Genomic DNA, 18,828 nt, shown 5'->3' on the forward strand with positions numbered 1-18,828 from the left:
CTTCGTCGTCCTCACCGCTCTGGCCTGCCCGGCGGTACTCGCCGCCCGGGCCCTATCGAAGGTCCGGGCACGGCGGGCGGCATGGGTCCTTCGTCGAGGACGGGCGTGGCGGCACCGGGACACGCACCGTTTACGCCTTCCCCCCGTGGGTAGCGGCGCCCACGCGTTCCAGCCGTAGCGAGAGGGGGTGGTGTCGGTGGTGTCGAAGGATCGGATCGCCGAACCATGGGGCTCCCGGACCCCGTACGGGTCCGGCCAGGAGTGGCCGGTCAGGGTGGACAGCCACCTTGCCGAGGGTGTGACGCCCGACCAGGTGGACCGGTGGGTGAGGTCCGCGTCGATCCTGCACTCCAACGGCGACGCGCTCGACATCGCGGTCAAGGACGGGCGGATGGTCGGGGTACGCGGCAGGAGCCAGGACCGCGTCAACCACGGGCGCCTCGGCCCCAAGGACCTCTACGGGTGGCAGGCCAACGACTCGCGGGACCGGCTCACCCGGCCGCTGGTCCGCCGGGACGGTGAACTGGTCGAGACCGACTGGGACACCGCGATGGACATGGTCGTGCGGCGCAGCAAGGAGCTGCTCGACGAACAGGGGTCCAGCGCGCTGGGCTTCTACACCACCGGGCAGCTGTTCCTGGAGGAGTACTACACGCTCGCCGCCATCAGCCGCGGTGCGATCGGCACCAACCACCTGGACGGCAACACCCGCCTGTGCACGGCGACCGCGTCCGCGGCGCTCAAGGAGTCGTTCGGCTGCGACGGCCAGCCCGGCTCCTACACCGACATCGACCACGCCGACGTCATCGCCCTCTACGGCCACAACATGGCCGAGACGCAGACGGTGCTGTGGGCACGCGTGCTCGACCGGCTGGCCGGGTCCGATCCGCCCAGGATCCTGTGCGTCGACCCCCGGCCGACCCCGGTGGCACGGGAGGCCGCACTGCACCTGGCGCCGCTTCCGGGAACCAACATGGCGCTGATGAACGGCATCCTGCACGAGATCATCCGCCAGGACCTGGTCGACCACGACTACGTCGACGCCCACACGGTCGGCTACGACGGTCTGGCCGAGATGGTCGCCGACTACCCGCCCGAGCACGCCGCCGAGATCTGCGGCGTCCCGGCGGAGCAGATCCGCGAGGCGGCGGCGCTGCTCGGAAGCGCCGAGCGACTGCTGTCGACCGTGCTCCAGGGCTTCTACCAGTCACACCAGGCGACCGCCGCGTCGGTACAGGTCAACAACATCCACCTGGTCCGCGGCATGCTCGGCAGGCCCGGCGCGGGCGTCCTGCAGATGAACGGTCAGCCCACGGCGGAGAACACGCGCGAGTGCGGTGCCGACGGCGACCTCACGGGCTTCCGCAACTGGAGCAACGACGAGCACGTCGCGGACCTCGCCGCGGTGTGGAACGTCGACCCGATGAGGATCCCGCACTACTCCCCGCCCACCCACGCGATGCAGATCATGCGCTACGCCGAGAAGGGGTCGATCCGGTTCCTGTGGATCAGCGCCACCAACCCGGCGGTGTCACTGCCCGAACTGGAGCGGATCCGCTCGCTGCTCGCGCAGGAGGGCCTGTTCCTGGTCGTGCAGGACCTCTTCATGACCGAGACGGCCGAGCTCGCCGACGTGGTGCTGCCCGCCGCGACCTGGGGCGAGAAGACGGGCACGTTCACCAACACCGACCGCACCGTCCACCTGTCCGACAAGGCCGTCGACCCTCCCGGTGAGGCCCGGTCGGACCTGGACATCTTCCTGGACTACGCGCGGCGGATGGACTTCCGGGACAAGGACGGCGCGCCGTTCCCGCAGTGGCACGACCCGGAGTCGGCCTTCGAGGCCTGGAAGCGGGCCAGCGCCGGCCGGCCGTGCGACTACACCGGCATCACCTACGACAAGCTGCGCGGTGGCAGCGGCGTCCAGTGGCCCTGCAACGACGACAACCCGGACGGTACCGAGCGGCTCTACGCGGACGGCCGGTTCTGGGCCTCGTCCGATGTCTGCGAGACCTACGGCCGGGACATGGTCACCGGCGCTCCGCAGGAGCCCTCCGATTACAAGGCGATGAACCCCGACGGCAAGGCGATCATCAGGACGGCCGAGTACCTGCCTCCGCACGAGGAGCCGAACGAGGAGCACCCCTTCGCGCTCATCACCGGCCGTACCCTGTACCACTTCCACACGCGCACCAAGACCGGGCGCGCTCCGCAGCTGCAGAGGGCGGCCCCCGAGGTCTGGGTGGAGGTCTCGCCCTCCGACGCACGGGAGGCAGGGGTGTCCGAGGGCGACCTCGTCGAGGTGGCCTCGCCGCGGGGGACGATCCGGGCGCGGGCGCGGATCAACGACATCCGCCCCGGGGTGCTGTTCGTCCCGTTCCACTACGGCTACTGGGACACCGTGAAGGACGGTGAGGCCGGAGGCAGGGACCGGGCCGCCAACGAGATGACCGTCACCGACTGGGACCCGGTGTCCAAGCAGCCCCTGTTCAAGACCTCGGCGGCCCGGCTGCGCCCGCTTGACGGGGGCGGGCACGTACCGGCCCCCGCACCCACGACGACCGCGTCCCGACCGGTCAGCACCGAGGTGTCCGAGACCCATGGCGGCCCCGACGCCGCCACCGAGGAGCGCATCGGCGGAGGCGTGTCATGAAGATCCACCTGGCGCTACACGAACTGTACGGCTCGGAGAGCGCCCTGGCCGATGAGCTGCTCAGGATGGCCGACCAGCACGCGGACGAGCACGAGGTCCGCCACGTGTCCATGGACCTGGCCCGCTGGTCGCGGGAGCACGTGCGCGAACTCGCCGCGGCCGGTGAACGCTACGGTCTGAACCTGGGGGACTCGGAGGTGGACGCCCCGGAGCCGCTTCCCGAGGAGGCGGGCGCGCTGTCGGGCGACAGCTCCGATCCGGAGCTGCTGCTCCTGGCGGACCTGCGGCGGCTGCACCGCATGGCCGCGGGCGTCTCGCTGGACTGGGACCTGCTCGGCCAGGGCGCGCAGGTGGTCGCGGACACCGAACTGCTCGCGCTCACCAAGCGGTGTCACCCGCGGTCGCTGCGGCAGATGACCTGGGCCGACGCGATGCTCAAGACGGTTTCGCCCCAGATCCTGTCGAGCTGAGCCGCTGCCGCCGTGCCGCGGTCCGACGGGGTCGGCCGCGGCGGCGGCTGGTCGCGGAGACGGAGGGCGTGGTGCTCGCGGCCGACCGGACGCGGTCGGTCCATGCGGTCGGGAACCTGCGGGGCGACGCGCCGCGACACACCCCGGCGCCCGGGACGGTCACCGTCGGGGCGCGGCGCTCGGACGGGGAGACGATGAGACGTGGGGACCCTCGTGTCCGAAGGCGGTCCCGCGTCCGCCGTGCCCCGTCTCGCCTGGGATGCGGGCAGGCGCGGCACCGGCCCGGTCGCGCTCCCCCGTCACGGGTCCCGCGGAGGACCCGTGCACCAGCCCCCGGCCGCCCGCTTCCCGAGCTACGGGGAGCTCGCCCCTCCCCTGGTCGTCCTCCCACGGCGTCGACGGATGCGTGGGTTCTGCGGCCTCTACGACGCGGCCCACCAGCAGGTGGTCCGGTGAAACGACAGCGCCCCGCCCTGTTCGTCCGCGTTCGGACCTACGCCCAGCGGAACCCACGGCGGTACGGAGTCATCGCCGGTGTCCTCAGCGGGACCCTCTTCGGCTGCGGGACGACGCTCTCCCTCATGCTGTTCCTGGCGATGCCGCTCACCGAACGCAACCGCAGGCGGGCCCGGACCTTCCTCGGCGACTTCCCGGCCTGACCCTCACCGCCCGAGGGAGCGGAACCGCCGGACGCAGAGCGGGAGGAAGACCGCCGTGGTCGCCAGCGGCCAGACCACTGCCATGGGCACGGCGTTCTGCGCGATCCAGCCCTCGCCTCCCCAGCCGGGGTTGCCGAAAAGTTCCCGGGCCGCGGCGACGGTGGAGGACAGCGGGTTCCAGTCCGCGACCGCGCCCAGCCAGAACGGCATGGACGCCGTGGCCACGAACGCGTTGGACAGGAAGCCCAGCGGGAACTCCAGGGTGTGCACGGCCGTGACCGCCCCCTCGCCCCGGACGGCCAGGCCGACGTAGACGCCCACCCACACCAGGGAGAAGCGCAGCAGCAGGAGCAGTCCGAGCGCGGCCGCGGCCTCCCCCAGGGTGCCGTTCCACTGCCAGCCCACCAGCAGGCCGCAGACGACCAGCAGGGCCAGGGTGATCGCGGACCTGAGCATGTCCGCCGCGCACCGGCCCACCACGACGGCGGAGGGCGCCATGGGCATGGAGCGGAACCGGTCGGTGACCCCGCGCGCGGTGTCGTGGGACACGGCGGTGACCGTCTCGCCCACCCCGAAGACCATCGCCATGGCGAACATGCCGGGCATCAGGAACTCCCGGTAGTCCCCGCCGCCGGGCACGGTCATCGCCCCGCCGAACAGGAACCCGAACATCAGCACCATGGCGACGGGGAACAGCAGTCCTGCGACGAGCTGCCCGGGCCGGCGCAGCCAGTGGACGATGTCGCGCCGGGTGATGGTCCACCCGTCCGCGAGCGCCCACAGGAGGCGGTCGGCGGCCGTGGGCCCACCGGCACGGGCCGTGGTGCCGTTCATCGGGTCTCCTCCACTCGGTCACCGGTCAGGTGCAGGAACACCTCGTCCAGGGTGGGACGGCGCAGTGCGCGATGTCCTCCACCGCGACCCGCTCCGACTCCAGTGCCCGTGCCACGTCGGTGAGGGCCGCGACCCGGTCCCTCACGCCCACGCTGATCCGCCGCGTGTCGACCTCGGTCCCCGGCCTCTCGCCGACCACCCGTTCGACGAGGGCGGCGGTCCCGTCGAGTGCGGCGGCGTCGCGCAGCACCACGTCGAGGCGGTCGCCGCCCAGACGGGACTTGAGCTCTTCGGGGGTGCCCCCGGCGACGACGCGGCCGGAGTCGACCACCGAGATCCGGTCGGCGAGCTGGTCGGCCTCCTCCAGGTACTGGGTGGTGAGCAGTACCGTCGTGCCGTCCGCCACCAGTTCGCGGACCGCGCTCCACACCCCGCCCCGTCCGCGCGGGTCGAGCCCGGCGGTGGGCTCGTCCAGGAACAGCACCGGCGGGGACAGGATCATGCTCGCGGCCAGGTCCAGGCGGCGGCGCATACCGCCGGAGTAGGCGCTGACCGGCTTGCCGCCGGTGTCCGCCAGTCGGAAGCGCTCCAGCAGCTCGTCCGCGCGCGCGGCGGCCCGGCGGGCGCCCAGGTGGTACAGGCGTCCGAACATCTCCAGGTTCTGCCGCCCGCTGAGCACCTCGTCGACGGCCGCGTTCTGGCCCACCAGTCCGATGCTGCGGCGGACCCCGTCCCCGTTCGTGGCCACGTCGTGCCCGGCGACACCGGCCGTGCCCTCGTCCGCGCGCAGCAGCGTGGTCAGGACGCGCACGGCGGTGGTCTTGCCCGCGCCGTTGGGCCCGAGCAGCCCGCACACGCTGCCGACGGGCACGTCGAGGTCGAACCCCCGCAGCGCCCAGCTCCTCCCGTAGCGCTTCCCCAGACCGCGTGCGGTGACCGCGTAACCGGTCGCTTCCACAGCGTCCTCCCCTCACTCCGCCTGGTCCCGTACGGCGTACAGTACGCCCTACGATCCAGTGAGCACAAGAGCCCCGGGAAAGATTTCGTACCCTGTACGAGATCTTTCCCGGAGGCGGGAGGAGAGGTGCTGGTCCGGAACCACACCTCAGAGAGGGACTCGGGTTCGGGAGGGGTCACAAACCTTCGTTGACGCCGATGACGTAGGGGTCGGGCCGGGGAACCTCCCCCGGCCGGGGCAGTTCGACGATGGGCACGTACCTGCCGACCGCCTCGCCACCGAGTTCTTCGCTGTAGTTGAGAGTGCCACCGCCGGCCGGGACCCTGTTGGCGGTGTTGAGCTGCATCAGCCGCTGCTGTACGTCTTCCACGGTGAGTGGGCCGTCCGACCTCACCAGGTTGGTCGCCCGCACAGCGCTGGCGGCCACGGCGAACGCGTCGTGGCCGACCAGGGCGTACCCGTTGGGGAGGGCGGTTTTATCCTTGCCGACGTGCTCGAGGAAACCTTCCACGAAGTCCTCGTAGTGCGGCGGTACGTCCTCCCGCGGTGCCTCCTCCTTGCTCCAGAAGGGATCGATGCCCGAGGCGTAGACCAGGTTGATGTTTCCTTCGTGCAAGTGCTCCGTCATCTTGTCGTTCATGGCGGTCAGGCCGGTGGCGACGAACAGCACCCTCAAGGGCACCTCTTCGCAGTTCGACTTGACGGAGTTGAGGAATTCCCTGAAGTCCGGAGTGCGGCCAGCGAAGAACACCGTGTTGTTACCCGAGTGGCACACGTTGTTGGTCGCTATCGCGAATGTGCCCGTGGTGGGCGTGTCGCCGACGGTCGTGCCGACATACTGCTGGGGGTGCCCTTGGATGTACTCGCCGAGATACTTCTTGTAGGCATCGCGCAGGGTGGTGACGAACAGGTCGGGTTCGGTGTTGTCGAAGACCAGGGTGGCCCTGATCGTTTCGTCCAGGCCCTCAAGGTAAGCGCCCAGTGCACGCACGTACTCGGTATTGCTGGGAGCGGCACGTACCAGGCCCTCGATCTCGCTGTGCGCGAGACTGTCAGCGGTAACCGCGGAGGACACCATGGGGATGCCGTGTCCGCTGAGATGTTCGGCCGCGTCCCGGGTGGAGTCGATGCTCACGCCCATGCCGATGACCGCAACAAGCGGGTTCTCCTCGTTCTCGGACATGGCCACGAGGTCGTCCACGACCGTCTGCCACTGCTCCTGTTGGCCGCCCATGTTGGCCAGGAACAGCTGGATCTGGGGTTTTTGATCCCCGAAGTCATGGGAGTGGTTGGCTCGCATTTGCGCGGTGTACGCGCCCTCCAGGGAACTGAGCATACGGATGGGGTCCATGGGGCTAACTTCGCCGAAGGTCAACGTACCCAGGAAGGCGATCCGGACGACAGGCCCGCTGGTTTCCTCCGCCACCCGGTCGTTCTCAGCCTCGATGGCGTCCTGCACATCGTTGTACTGCTTGTGATAGACGTACGTGCCGTCAGTGACACCCACACACTGTCCTCCTACCAACCGCACACCGCTGGTGGGACCACCACAGGCGAACACGTTCCAGTAGAGAACGGTCGGGACCACGATGAGGAGCACCAGAACGGGCACGACCAGTCTCCACCACCGCCTCAGCCAGTTCATGAAGAGGGGACCCGGCACACTGACCCCGGGTACGGGTACGGGTGCGGGTGTGCTCGCGCTATTCAGGCGAGGCATGGACGTCCTTTCTCCGGCGAATGGCTGATCACGCCGTCCTCCCGTACTTGGCGACCATCCGCAGGTGCCAGGCCGCCTCTTCGAAGAGGTAGGTCGCCCCCCACGGGATCCGTCCCCCGAGATCGTTCAACATGCTGTGGCAGGAGGAGTGCAGGATCTCGCAGAAGCGTTCGGGGTCGAAGGGCTCGGGTTCGGGGCCGTGGAGGATGTGGCGTGCCACGACGAGCTTGAGGATGATCTCGGCCTCCTCCGGATCCTCCGGGGTCCCCACCAGGTCCTCCGAGGCGGCGTGCTTCTGCCACGTGTCCACCCACGTGTCCATGAGTGAGAACGAAGGAGGGGTCCGCAGGGGGGCGGAGGTGGTGGTACGAAGCAGCCGAACCCACTCCTGGCCTCCGATACCGGGATCCTTGAGCCGCTTATGGAGCTGCCGGGCCGCATATGCGAACTGCCCAGCGCAGAGACGGTGGTAGACCTCGTGCTCAGCGGAGTGCCGAATATCGGCCTCTTCGCTCCGGTAGTAGTCGGCGAGCTTGCTGTGCACGGCCTCCCAGTGACCGGGGGCGCTGGTCGGGCGCCTGGCCAGATTCCGTGAGAGGAGGCGGCGCAGCACCGTGGTCGCCTCCGGGACCTTCCGGTCCCAGAGCGGGTGGGCGAGGAGGCGCTCCTCCTCCACCCGCTCGGTGAGGTCACCCCACCGGTTCAGCCACAGGCCGGCGTCGGGGTTCCTGGCCGCGGAACAGGTGACGAGTGCCTCTCGCAAGCGGTGGTCGAGCCGGCCAGGGTCGCCGTTGAAGGCCGCCTCGAACATGCGTTCCTCGACCGTCATAGTGGACGCCAGCCTGGTGACCGGGTCCCTGGGGCGGTGGTGGAGCGCGGCGTGCATACTGCCTCCCCCGACCGCGATCCAGGCTTCGACGAGCTGGGCGGTGGTCCCGGGATGGCCCCCGGTGAAGTCCGCCAGGAGGTCGGCGATCTCCCCCGAGACGTAGTCGTCGCCTCCGAAAAGGGAGAACAGCCTGCCGATGTCCGCTGAACCCATCGGGGTCAGGGGCAGGAACCGCATGTACTGGCGGACGTCCTCGTAGAACTGCCCGAGGGGAACCCCACTGACCGTGTCCGCCGCGGTGGCGACGATGGTCAGCGGTTCCGGGAAACCGGCACCGCCGAAGAACGTGGACCTGTTGAAGGGGGCCGGCACCTGTGCCAGGGCTCTGAGGACCACTGGCCCCACGCCCCGGTCGGTGTTGTCCAACAACAGGACGGGGGTGGGCTGGTGGCCGATCGACCAGGACGCGTGTTGCAGGTCTGCGAACAGGGCCTCACTCAGGAAGCGCGCCATCTTCTCCCTGTTGGAGATCCTGGACACGACGTCGACGGCGTCGGGGTCCTGTGCCTGGAACCACAGGTGGTAGAGGGAGTCGGTCACCTGCTCTCTGGCCTGCGTGCCCTGCCCCTGGCTGCGAAACCACTCGAACACGCGGTCCAAGACGCGGGTCCCCATTTCGGAGACCTCGGCGATCCACCTGGCGATGTCGACGGAGAGGGCTTCACCGCCGACCAGCCCCGCCGGAGGCAGGAGGTTACCCGCCTCGCCTATGAGTCTGCCCAGCCGGACCAGGCCGCTGGGCCAGACCTGGTCCACCAGATCGCTGATCCGGGCGTGCGCCCTGTCGTTCCTGTTCTTGATACTGCCCTCGTCGTCCTGGCCCTCGTCGACGTCGAGGTCCAGGCGAATGGTGATCAGAGCGGTCCAGAGCCGGGGAAACTGCAGACGCCCGTAGTGCCTCAGCGCGCGAGCAAGGCCTCTCTCCTGGTGGGAGGCGATGTCCGCGAAGACGTCGGGGACATTGGAGCTGTACCTGGTGGCGGCGAAGTCCAGATGTGCGTAGGGGATGCCGCGCATCTCCAGGTCCCGGGCCTTGTACAGAACGAAGTGGGACTTGCCGTAACCCTGCGGCCCGTGAACGACAAGGATGGGGCGCCGACGTCCCTGCGGACCGGACCACGTGGATCCGATGAGCTCCTCGCAATAAGCATTCTGTACCTCTTGACCGACCAGACCCTCAGAGCCCTCCTGCATCTCCGCGCTATGCGTCACAACCAGGCCACCTCCAGTTCCTCTCCCCTGTTCCTGCCTGCCAATGACATATGACGCGCATTCTCGCCCCCTCGTTCCCGCACCGCGCCAATGACTGGCTTGCCACTGACACATGATGCGCGATCTCCCCAATCTTATGTCCGGGATCATTTTTTTGTGACACACGCTTTACACAATTCCTTCACCAATCGGCGTTTTGTGTAGTTTTGCGAACTTCGTGACTGGTGGCACTAATGTTACTTAGGATCAACCATCCCGAGCGAGGGAACGGAATACTCCGGAGTTGTCCACAGGCGGGTGAGACGCCTTCCGCCGACGGACCGGACCTGCTTTCATGGGATGAATTCCATGATCTGAGCGGAGGGGCCCGTGGCGGACACCGGGACGGCGGCGGCCGCGGACACACGTGAGCACGCCACCGGGACGCGCTCACCGCGGCTGCCCCCACCCGGGACGCCGGACGTCCGCGGCCCCTGGCGCTACCTGTGGTGGCTCATCGCCTCGCAGCCGTGGAGGATCCTGACCGGTTCCCTCTGGGGCATCGCCTGGATGGCCGGACTGGTGGTGTCGCCCTACCTCCTCGCCCGCGCGGTGGACGACGGCCTGCGGGCCGGGGACCGCGGCGCCCTGCTGCTGTGGGTGACCGTGCTCGCGCTCGTGGGGGCGGGCAACGCCGTCGTGTCGATCATGCGGCACCGCACCATGACGCTCGTGCGGATGGACGCCTCGCTGCGCACCATGCGCGTGGTGGCCAGGCACGCGGCCCTCCTGGGCGCGGCCCTGCCCCGGAGGCTCTCCTCCGGTGAGCTGTCCACCATGCAGGTCCTGGACGTGGGCCGGATCGCACGGATGCTCACCATGACCGGACCGGGCGTGGGCGCGGTCATCGCCTACACGGGTGTCGCCGTCCTGCTCTTCGCCGTGTCCCCGGTGCTGGCGGCGGTCGTGGGGATCGGCGTGCCGCTGCTCGCCGCGTTGGCGGCGGTGGACGCGGGCTGGGCGCGGGAGCTGCCGGAAGGACTGGACACCCCGTTGGGCGCGGGCGGCACGGCGCTGGACGCGGCTCGGTCCCAGCAGCTGGCCCTGGCGCGGGTGGTCCTGGCCGACCCGCACACGGTGGTGCTGGACGAGGCGACCTCGATGCTGGACCCCACCACCGCGCGGGACACGGAACGGTCCCTGGCGGCGGTGCTGGAGGGGCGGACGGTGATCGCGATCGCGCACCGGCTGCACACCGCGCACGACGCCGACCGGGTGGCCGTGGTGGAGGACGGCAGGATCACCGAGCTCGGCTCCCACCGCGAACTGGTGGGCGCGAACGGCCCCTACGCCGCCCTGTGGAGGTCCTGGCACGGCACCCCCTGACCCTCTCGCCGCCGCCGACGCGCTCCCGACTGTCCCCGCCTCCGGGCACCATGGACGTGACCACCGCCTTCGGCCCCGAGGAGCTGCCATGTCCGACCAGATCTGCGCCTGGGCACGGGGGTCGTCCGACCTGATGAGGGCCTACCACGACAAGGAGTGGGGCAGGCCCTCGCACGATGACGACCACCTGTTCGAGATGCTCGTCCTGGAGGGCGCGCAGGCGGGGCTGTCCTGGTCCACCGTGCTCAACAAGCGGGAGAACTACCGGCGGGCCCTGGACGGCTTCGACCACGACCGGATCGCGGAGTACGGCCAGGAGGACGCCGACCGGCTCCTCCAGGACGCCGGGATCATCCGCAACCGCCTCAAGGTGGCCTCCCTCCCCCGCAACGCGCGGGCCTTCCAGCGGGTGCGCGCGGAGCACGGCACCTTCGCCGACTACCTGTGGGGCTGGGTGGACGGCGTGTCCGTGGTCAACCGCTTCACCGACCAGTCCGAGGTACCGGTGAGCACCCCTCTGTCGGACCGGATCGGCAAGGACCTCAGGAAGCGCGGTTTCACCTTCGTCGGCACGACCATCGTCTACTCCTACCTCCAGGCCGTCGGCGTGGTCGACGACCACCTGGCCGGCTGTCCCGCCAAACCCGCCTGAGCACCGCTGGAGACGCCCGCGCTCCTTCGTCCCCGGCGCGTGAACGCCGGCCGGCCCGCGCGGGCGCCCTGCCCTACACTGGCCCCACCCGGACCGAGAGCAGGACGGCCGATGCCCACGCAGTACCCCAGGAGCGGAGACCCCGCACGCAGCCTCGCCCTGCTGTGGCGGACCCAGGAGCCCGTCAGCCGACGGAGCAAACCGGATCTGAGCGTGGACCGGATCGTGGCCGTGGCCTCGGAGATGGCCGACGCCGACGGGCTGGCCGCCCTGTCCATGCGCAAGGTCGCCGAACGCCTGGGCGTGGGGACCATGTCGCTGTACACCTACGTCCCCGGCAAGGGCGAACTGGTCGACCTGATGCTCGACGCCGCGTACGCGGACCTGTACGAGGGGGGCGAGCGGCCCGGGCACTGGCGGGACCGGTTGGGCGCGGTCGCCCACGCGAACTGGCGCCTGTTCCTACGCCATCCGTGGATGCTGCAGACCCCCCGGAGCCGCCTGCTCGGACCCCACCTCATCGCCAAGTACGAGTACGAGCTGTCGGCCGTGGACGGACTGGGCCTGACCGATGCCGAGATGGACTCCACGGTCAGCCTGGTCAACAGCTACGCGGAGGGCGCCGCCAGCCAGGCCGTGGCGGCGGGTGAGACCGAGAGGTCCTCGGGGATGACCGACGGGCAGTGGTGGCGCACCCACGGCCCGCTGCTGGCGACGTTCGTGCGGGACGGCGACTACCCGCTCGCCTCACGCGTCGGCAGCGCGGTGGGCGGTGCGCACCAGGCGGTGTACTCCCCCGAGCACGAGTTCACCTTCGGCCTGGAGCGCGTCCTGGACGGCGTCCAGGCCCTCGTGGACTCACGGACCCCTCAGGACGCCCCGCGGGACCGCTCCTGAAAGGACGCCGGTCCGCAGGTGGGAACTGCGTGATCCGACCCGCTGGAGGTACGGTAAAACCCGCATCGACGTCGCGCGTGACGACACCGGAGGGGAACGGTATGGGGGACATCGACCTGTCGTTGATCGGAGACCTGTACCGCAGGTACCGGGATCCGCTGGCCAAGGTCAGGGACGCGCAACGCGACTTCCTCCGGCGGACGCGCGGACGGATGACGCCGCAGCTCGACGACCTCGAGGCGGAGATCACCTACATGCTGCTGCGCGAGACGCGGCCGGACACGGTGATGGAGCTGGGCACCTTCCACGGCTGGTCCACCACGTGGATCCTGCAGGCGCTGCGCGACAACGGCACGGGGACGCTGCACTCCTTCGACATGGTGGACAACGTGGTGGCGAACGTGCCCTCCGACCTGGCCCTGGACCGGTGGGAGTTCCACAAGGGCGACATCCGCGAGAACATGTCACAGGTCCCCGAGAAGATCGACTACCTGTTCGTGGACGCCGCGCACAACGGCCGGTTCGCGAAGTGGTACCTGTCCGAGCTGTTCCCCCGGATCGCTCCGGGGACCCCGGTCAGCGTCCACGACGTCTTCCACGGCAAGCGGGCCCTGCCGCTGACCGAGGGCGCCGTGGTGCTGTCGTGGCTGCGCCGCACCGGCACGGACTTCTTCACCCCCTCCCGCAAGCGGGCGCCCGCGCCCCACATCGCCCTCCTGGAGCTGCGGGAGGACCTGGGGCTGGGCGAGCCGGTGCGCACCAGCACCGACAACCCGATGATCTACTTCCGGATGCCGGAGCACCACGTTCCCCAGACCTCGCGCTGAACCGGGAAAGAGCGGTCCCCCGGCCACCGCCACGGGGACCGGGGGACGTGGGGGATGGCCTAGAGTGCCGCCGCCTTCCGGGCCAGTCCGGTGATCCGGTCCCAGTCGCCCGCCGACACCAGGTCGGCCGGGGACAGCCAGCTGCCACCCACACAGCCCACGTTCGGCAGGGCCAGGTAGGTGGGGGCGGAGTCCGCGGTGATCCCGCCGGTCGGGCAGAACCGCGCCTGGGGCAGGGGGCCCGTCAGCGACTTCAGGAACGCGGCGCCGCCCGCGGCCTCGGCGGGGAAGAACTTCATCTCCGACACCCCGCGCTCCAGCAGCGCCATCGCCTCGGACACGGTCCCCACACCGGGCAGGAAGGGCAGGCCGGTGTCGGCCATCGCCGAGGCCAGGCCGGCCGTGCACCCGGGGCTGACCAGGAAGCGCGCACCGGCCCTGGCGGCGGCCGAGGCCTGGTCGGGGGTGACCACGGTGCCCGCGCCCACCACGGCCTCGGGCACCTCGGCGGCGATCCGCTCGATGGCCCCCAGCGCGCCCGGGGTCCTCAGGGTCACCTCGATGCCCGGCAGCCCTCCCGCCACCAGCGCGCGGGCCAGCGGCACGGCGGTCTCGGCGTCGGAGACGACCACCACCGGCATCACCGGGGCCAGGTCGAGGATGTCCGCACCCGAACGGGGGTTCGTCGTCATGTCGTGTTCTCCAGGGTCGGTCGAAGGTCGGGGGCGGGCACGCCGCGGCCGTGGGGCCGGTCCCCCGGCGTGCCCGGAGGGTCAGGGCGCGAAGATCCCGGCGCCCGTCTCGGCGGGTCCGACCGCGCCGCGCAGGGCGGCGAAGAGCTCGCGGCCGGTTCCGCTGGAGGAGTCCGCGCTGGGACGCGCGGGCTCGCGGCCGGTCAGGTCCGCCAGCACCTCCAGCGTGCCCGTGGCGGCGTCCAGGCGGATGGGGTCGCCGTCGCGCACGTAGGCCAGCGCGCCGCCCGCCTCGGCCTCGGGAGACACGTGGATGGCGGCGGGCACCTTGCCCGAGGCTCCGGACATGCGCCCGTCGGTCACCAGGGCCACCCGCTGGCCGCGGTCCTGGAGCACCGCCAGCGGCGGAGTGAGCTTGTGCAGTTCGGGCATGCCGTTGGCGCGCGGCCCCTGGAAGCGGACCACCGCGACGAAGTCGCCGGTCAGCTCACCGGCGGCGAAGGCGTCCTGGAGTTCGGACTGGTCCCCGAAGACGCGCGCGGGTGCCTCCACCACGTGGCGCTCGGGCGCGACCGCCGACACCTTGATGACGGCGCGGCCCAGGTTGCCCGAGAGCATGCGCAGGCCGCCGTCCGTGGCGAAGGGGTCCTCCGTCCCGCGCAGCACCGTGGTGTCGCCGCTCTCCTTGGGGCCCTCGCCCCAGGTCAGTTCGTCCCCGTTCAGGCTCGGGGTCTGCCGGTAGCGGCCCAGCCCCCCGCCCATCAGGGTGTGCACGTCCTCGTGCAGGAGGCCGGCGTCCAGCAGGGAGCCGATGAGGTAGGCCATGCCGCCCGCCTCGTGGAACTGGTTCACGTCGGCGGCGCCGTTGGGGTACATCCGGGTGAGCAGCGGCACCACCTCGGACAGGTCGGCGAAGTCGTCCCAGGTCAGCTCGATGCCGGCGGCGCGCGCGATGGCCACCAGGTGCAGCGTGTGGTTGCTGGACCCGCCGGTGGCCAGCAGGGCGACCACGGCATTGACGATGGCGCGCTCGTCGATCTGGCGGCCGACGGGGTTGTGGTCCTCCCCCAGGGCGGTGCGGGTGAGCACGCTGCGTCCGGCCTCGGCGGTCAGGGCCTCGCGCAGCGGGGTTCCCGGCTGCTCGAAGCTGGCTCCGGCCAGGTGCAGGCCCATGACCTCCATGAGCATCTGGTTGGAGTTGGCGGTGCCGTAGAAGGTGCAGGTGCCGGGCGAGTGGTAGGCGGCCGACTCGGCCTGGAGCAGCTCGCGGCGTTCCACCTTGCCCTCGGCGTACTGCTGTCGCACGCGGGACTTGTCCTTGTTGGGCAGGCCCGAGGGCATGGGCCCGGCGGGCACGAACGCCACCGGCAGGTGACCGAAGGACAGGGCGCCGATGAGCAGGCCGGGCACGATCTTGTCGCACACGCCGAGCATCAGGGCGCCGTCGAACATGTCGTGGGACAGGGCCACGGCGGTGGCCATCGCGATGACGTCCCGGCTGAACAGGGACAGCTCCATGCCCGCGCGGCCCTGGGTGATGCCGTCGCACATGGCGGGCACACCGCCCGCGAACTGGGCGACGCCGCCCGCCTCGGCCACGGCGGCCTTGATCAGGGCCGGGTAGGACTCCAGCGGCTGGTGCGCGGAGAGCATGTCGTTGTAGGCGGAGACGATCGCCAGGTTGGGCGTGACGTCGCCGGACAGCTTGAGCTTGTCGGAGACGCCGCAGGCCGCGAACCCGTGGGCGAGGTTCGCGCAGCCCAGGGACGTGCGGGTGGGGCCCTGGGCCGTCGCCGCGTCGATCCGTGCCAGGTAGGCGGACCGGGTCTCGGCGCTGCGCTCGGCGATGCGCCGGGTGACGTCGGCGACGACGGGGTGGACGGCGGGTCCGTGCCCGGTGTCGTCGGCGTTGTCGGGGGTGTGCGCGGTCATCGGGGTCGCTCCTCTTCGTGCCACGTCCGGCCGGTACGGCCGATGAGCCGGTGCGCGCCCGCGGGGCCGGCGCTTCCGGCTGGATAGGTCTCGGGGGTGGTGCTCAGGCCGTTCCACGCCTCGATGACGGGGTCCACCCAGCGCCAGGCCGCCTCGACCTCGTCGCGGCGCATGAAGAGGGTGGGGTCCCCCGCCAGGACGTCCGTCAACAGCCGCTCGTAGGCCTCGGGCGCGCGGTCGGCGAAGGTGTCGGCGAAGCTGAGCTCCAGGGGGACCGGCCGTAGTCGCAGCGCTCCGGCGCCGGGCGTCTTGGCCAGCATGGTCAGGTGTATGCCCTCGTCCGGCTGGAGCCTGATGACGAGGCTGCCCGGCCCGGGCATGTTGGTGCCGGGGAAGATCGTGTGCGGCACCTCCCGGAAGCGGACCACGATCTCCGAGCGGGAGTGCGGCATGCGCTTGCCGGTGCGCAGGTAGAAGGGCACACCCGCCCAGCGCCAGTTGGCGACCTCGGCGCGCAGGGCCACGAAGGTCTCGGTGTCGCTGCTGGCGGGTCCGCCGGGTTCGTCGAGGTAGCCGAGCACCTCGGTGCCATGGACGGCGCCTCGCCCGTACTGGCCTCGCACGGTGTCCTCGGCGACGCGGTCACCGGTCAGGGGGCGCAGGGACTGCAGGACCTTGAGCTTCTCGTCACGTACGGAGTCGCGGTCGTAGCTGGCCGGTGGCTCCATGGCGGTCAGGCAGAGCAACTGGAGCAGGTGGTTCTGGACCATGTCGCGCATGGCGCCGGAGGTGTCGTAGTAGCCGCGCCGCCCGCCCACTCCGACGGTCTCGGCCGCGGTGATCTGGACGTGGTCGATCCAGCGGGAGTTCCACAGGGGTTCGAGGAAGACGTTGGCGAACCGCAGTACGAGCAGGTTCTGCACGGTCTCCTTGCCCAGGTAGTGGTCGATCCGGTAGATCCGCGACTCGTCGAAGACCGCGCCCACCTCGTCGTTGACGGCCTGGGACGAGGTCAGGTCGCGGCCCAGGGGCTTCTCCATGACCACGCGCGACTCGGGGGTGACCAGTCCGGCGTCGGCCAGGCCGCGGCAGATGGGACCGGAGATCATCGGCGGGACGGCGAGGTAGAAGACGCGGTCGCGGCCGGGCTCCAGGAGGGTGGTGAGGGCGTCCCAGCCGGAGGGGTCGCCGCCCACGTCCACGGTGACGTGGTGGAGGCGGTCCAGGAAGCGGTGGAGCACGTCGGACTCGGCGATCTGGACGGCGTGGTGACCGCGGACCGCGGCGGCGGCCTTGTCCCTGAAGTCGGCGTCGGCGAGGCCGTCGCGCGAGACGGCGACGACGCGGGTCCCCCCGTCCAGGTGCCCGTCGCGGTCCAGCAGGTAGAGGGAGGGAAGGAGTTTGCGCATGGACAGGTCGCCGGTGCCCCCGAAAACCACCAGGTCGGTGGGGTGGGGCGCGGACTGCTGCGGCATCTTCGGTCTACTCCAGCGGAGAGGGAAGGGGATGGGGGCCGGGGGGCGGAGTGTGACGCGGCGAGGGGTGTGGGAGAGCGGCGCGGACCGGCCGGATCCGCTCTCCGCTTCTGACTCTAAGCCTGACTATGGTAAAAAACCAAGCACACTTGAGAACAATTCTTTACATAACCTCTCAGTCTTCGCGACGTAACCTCATGGTTGAATGACATATGGCCAGAACCCCGGGACGCCTGTCCTCCGCTGCCACCAGCGGCCACATCCTGGAGCTCATACGTTCGGGCACCGCGACCAGCCGCTCCGAGATCGGCCGGGTCACGGGCCTGTCCCGCCCCTCCGTGGCCCTGCGTGTGACCGAGCTGATCAACAGCGGGCTCGTCACCGAGAGCTCGGGAGCGGCCTCCAGCGGCGGCCGACCGCCCACCCTGCTGGAGTTCAACGCCGACAGCGGCCTCATCCTCACCAGCGCACTCGGCATGGTCCGCAGCCAGGCCGCGGTGTGCGACCTCAACGGCGACGTCCTGGCCCGCACGCCGGGCTCACCCGACATGGAGCAGGGCCCCGACGCCACCCTCCCCTGGCTGCTGGACACCTGGTCCGACCAGATCGCCTCGCTTGGCCGTGACCCCGGTGACGTGCGCGGTGTGGGCATCGGCCTGCCCGGGACCGTCGAGTTCCACGCGGGCCGCGCCGACGACCGCCCGTTCCTGGGCAAGTGGGCGGGGGTGGCCCTGGCCCCGCTGGTCGCCGAGCGCTTCCCGGTACCGGTGACGGTCGACAACGACGTGAACGTGATGGCGCTCGGCGAGCACATCGCGGGCGGGCACGGACATCCCGACGACATGGTGTTCGTGAAGGTCTCCACCGGAATCGGCGCCGGACTGCTGTCCGGCGGACGGCTGCTGCGCGGCTCGCTGGGCGCCGCCGGGGAGATCGGGCACATCCCGGTACGCGACGGCGGCGGACTCCCCTGCCGTTGCGGCAACACCGACTGCCTGGAGGCCGTCGCGGGCGGGCGGCGGCTCCTGGACAGCGCCGCCGAGCAGGGGCGCGAGGCGGCCACCCTCAAGGACCTGGTCGCGCTGGCCGCCGAGGGCGACCCGGTCGCGGTGACCCTGGTCCGGTCCGCCGGGCGGCGGCTCGGCGAGGCGCTCGCCGGCGCGGTGAACCTGCTCAACCCCGAGGTGATCGTTCTGGGCGGCGACGTGTCGGAGGCCTACGACCACCTGGTCGCGGGCGTGCGCGAGGTGGTGTTCCAACAGTGCACCGCCCTCGCCACCCGGCAGCTGCGCGTGGTGGCCAGCTCCCTGTGGGACGATGCGGGCGTACGCGGCTGCGCCGCCATGGTGACCGAGGAGATCCTGTCACCGGAGGCGGTGAACAAGCTCCTGGCCGGGTGAGGGGAACCCGGCGGCGCTCCTGACCACAGGTTCCGGACGGGAGAAGTTACCTCTCCGTCTGATCGGGAACCCTCAGGGGGAGACCTTGGCCCTCCCGATGCCCGCCCTGCCCCCGCGCGCCGAACCAGCCGCCCGCCATCGAGGCTGACCTGCGACGACGCCGTCAGCGGCGAACGCACGCCCCCTGCCCGCA

15 protein-coding genes and 1 pseudogene are annotated in these 18,828 nt (G+C 70.7%); 9 read left to right on the plus strand and 7 right to left on the minus strand.

The window, feature by feature from the left end:
• Window positions 1-274: 274 nt before the first annotated feature.
• The 4 genes from FYX01_RS15180 to FYX01_RS26200 all read left to right on the plus strand — a co-directional run bounded on the left by FYX01_RS15180 (window position 275) and on the right by FYX01_RS26200 (window position 3,782).
• Complete coding sequence (locus FYX01_RS15180; RefSeq protein ID WP_223830476.1) at window positions 275-2,653, plus strand: molybdopterin oxidoreductase family protein; 2,379 nt, start codon at window positions 275-277, stop codon at window positions 2,651-2,653.
• On the plus strand, window positions 2,650-3,123 hold the full coding sequence (locus tag FYX01_RS15185; protein ID WP_150241813.1) for a hypothetical protein: 474 nt from the start codon (window positions 2,650-2,652) through the stop codon (window positions 3,121-3,123). Before FYX01_RS15180 ends, FYX01_RS15185 begins: the two co-directional genes overlap by 4 nt.
• A gap of 321 nt (window positions 3,124-3,444) precedes the next feature.
• Window positions 3,445-3,579, plus strand: a complete 135-nt coding sequence (locus tag FYX01_RS27040; protein WP_263363748.1) for a hypothetical protein — start codon at window positions 3,445-3,447, stop codon at window positions 3,577-3,579.
• A complete protein-coding gene (locus tag FYX01_RS26200; RefSeq protein WP_190394340.1) occupies window positions 3,576-3,782 on the plus strand; it encodes a hypothetical protein in 207 nt (68 codons plus the stop codon). Before FYX01_RS27040 ends, FYX01_RS26200 begins: the two co-directional genes overlap by 4 nt.
• Before the next feature lie 3 nt (window positions 3,783-3,785).
• On the opposite strand, the gene FYX01_RS15195 is transcribed toward FYX01_RS26200, so the two are convergent.
• The 4 genes and pseudogenes from FYX01_RS15195 to FYX01_RS15210 form a co-directional block, all read right to left on the minus strand.
• Window positions 3,786-4,616 (minus strand): ABC transporter permease, encoded by an 831-nt coding sequence (locus tag FYX01_RS15195; protein WP_150241817.1) that lies wholly within the window; start codon window positions 4,614-4,616, stop codon window positions 3,786-3,788.
• Window positions 4,613-5,574 (minus strand): annotated as a pseudogene (locus tag FYX01_RS15200) (ATP-binding cassette domain-containing protein). Before FYX01_RS15200 ends, FYX01_RS15195 begins: the two are co-directional and overlap by 4 nt.
• Window positions 5,575-5,749: 175 nt before the next feature.
• Window positions 5,750-7,294 carry an ABC transporter substrate-binding protein gene (locus tag FYX01_RS15205; RefSeq protein ID WP_223830477.1) on the minus strand — a complete coding sequence of 515 codons (1,545 nt, stop codon included), beginning with the start codon at window positions 7,292-7,294 and terminating at the stop codon, window positions 5,750-5,752.
• 28 nt (window positions 7,295-7,322) lie between these two features.
• Window positions 7,323-9,395 (minus strand): hypothetical protein, encoded by a 2,073-nt coding sequence (locus FYX01_RS15210; protein ID WP_223830478.1) that lies wholly within the window; start codon window positions 9,393-9,395, stop codon window positions 7,323-7,325.
• Between the two features lie 438 nt (window positions 9,396-9,833).
• On the opposite strand from FYX01_RS15210, the gene FYX01_RS15215 reads away from it, so the two are divergent.
• The 4 genes from FYX01_RS15215 (at window position 9,834) to FYX01_RS15230 (ending at window position 13,136) form a co-directional block, all read left to right on the plus strand.
• Complete coding sequence (locus FYX01_RS15215) at window positions 9,834-10,760, plus strand: ABC transporter transmembrane domain-containing protein (RefSeq protein ID WP_394350472.1); 927 nt, start codon at window positions 9,834-9,836, stop codon at window positions 10,758-10,760.
• 88 nt (window positions 10,761-10,848) lie between these two features.
• Window positions 10,849-11,412 (plus strand): DNA-3-methyladenine glycosylase I, encoded by a 564-nt coding sequence (locus tag FYX01_RS15220; protein WP_150241822.1) that lies wholly within the window; start codon window positions 10,849-10,851, stop codon window positions 11,410-11,412.
• 111 nt (window positions 11,413-11,523) lie between these two features.
• Window positions 11,524-12,309, plus strand: a complete 786-nt coding sequence (locus FYX01_RS15225; protein ID WP_150241823.1) for a TetR/AcrR family transcriptional regulator — start codon at window positions 11,524-11,526, stop codon at window positions 12,307-12,309.
• 101 nt (window positions 12,310-12,410) lie between these two features.
• Window positions 12,411-13,136 carry a class I SAM-dependent methyltransferase gene (locus tag FYX01_RS15230; RefSeq protein ID WP_150241825.1) on the plus strand — a complete coding sequence of 242 codons (726 nt, stop codon included), beginning with the start codon at window positions 12,411-12,413 and terminating at the stop codon, window positions 13,134-13,136.
• Between the two features lie 59 nt (window positions 13,137-13,195).
• On the opposite strand, the gene eda is transcribed toward FYX01_RS15230, so the two are convergent.
• The 3 genes from eda to zwf form a co-directional block, all read right to left on the minus strand.
• Entirely contained in the window at window positions 13,196-13,828 is a 633-nt protein-coding gene (gene eda / locus FYX01_RS15235) for a bifunctional 4-hydroxy-2-oxoglutarate aldolase/2-dehydro-3-deoxy-phosphogluconate aldolase (RefSeq protein WP_150241827.1), read from the minus strand.
• A gap of 81 nt (window positions 13,829-13,909) precedes the next feature.
• The gene (gene edd, locus FYX01_RS15240; protein ID WP_150241828.1) at window positions 13,910-15,760 is read right to left on the minus strand and encodes a phosphogluconate dehydratase; all 1,851 of its coding nucleotides are present in this window, start codon (window positions 15,758-15,760) and stop codon (window positions 13,910-13,912) included.
• Window positions 15,757-17,235 carry a glucose-6-phosphate dehydrogenase gene (gene zwf, locus FYX01_RS15245; protein ID WP_150241830.1) on the minus strand — a complete coding sequence of 493 codons (1,479 nt, stop codon included), beginning with the start codon at window positions 17,233-17,235 and terminating at the stop codon, window positions 15,757-15,759. The genes edd and zwf overlap by 4 nt, the downstream gene beginning before the upstream one ends.
• Window positions 17,236-17,447: 212 nt before the next feature.
• On the opposite strand from zwf, the gene FYX01_RS15250 reads away from it, so the two are divergent.
• Window positions 17,448-18,635, plus strand: coding sequence for an ROK family transcriptional regulator (locus FYX01_RS15250; protein WP_150241832.1), 1,188 nt, complete (start codon window positions 17,448-17,450; stop codon window positions 18,633-18,635).
• The last annotated feature ends 193 nt before the right edge of the window (window positions 18,636-18,828 follow it).

The organism is Nocardiopsis quinghaiensis (assembly GCF_008638365.1).
Lineage (GTDB): Bacteria > Actinomycetota > Actinomycetes > Streptosporangiales > Streptosporangiaceae > Nocardiopsis > Nocardiopsis quinghaiensis.

Coding starts and splice junctions, on each gene's coding strand:
- FYX01_RS15185 (WP_150241813.1), top strand. CDS start 2,650: ATGAAGATCCACCTGGCGCTACACGAACTGTACGGCTCGGAGAGCGCC.
- FYX01_RS15195 (WP_150241817.1), bottom strand. CDS start 4,616: ATGAACGGCACCACGGCCCGTGCCGGTGGGCCCACGGCCGCCGACCGC.
- FYX01_RS15205 (WP_223830477.1), bottom strand. CDS start 7,294: ATGCCTCGCCTGAATAGCGCGAGCACACCCGCACCCGTACCCGTACCC.
- FYX01_RS15220 (WP_150241822.1), top strand. CDS start 10,849: ATGTCCGACCAGATCTGCGCCTGGGCACGGGGGTCGTCCGACCTGATG.
- FYX01_RS15225 (WP_150241823.1), top strand. CDS start 11,524: ATGCCCACGCAGTACCCCAGGAGCGGAGACCCCGCACGCAGCCTCGCC.
- FYX01_RS15230 (WP_150241825.1), top strand. CDS start 12,411: ATGGGGGACATCGACCTGTCGTTGATCGGAGACCTGTACCGCAGGTAC.
- eda (WP_150241827.1), bottom strand. CDS start 13,828: ATGACGACGAACCCCCGTTCGGGTGCGGACATCCTCGACCTGGCCCCG.
- edd (WP_150241828.1), bottom strand. CDS start 15,760: ATGACCGCGCACACCCCCGACAACGCCGACGACACCGGGCACGGACCC.
- zwf (WP_150241830.1), bottom strand. CDS start 17,235: ATGCCGCAGCAGTCCGCGCCCCACCCCACCGACCTGGTGGTTTTCGGG.
- FYX01_RS15250 (WP_150241832.1), top strand. CDS start 17,448: ATGGCCAGAACCCCGGGACGCCTGTCCTCCGCTGCCACCAGCGGCCAC.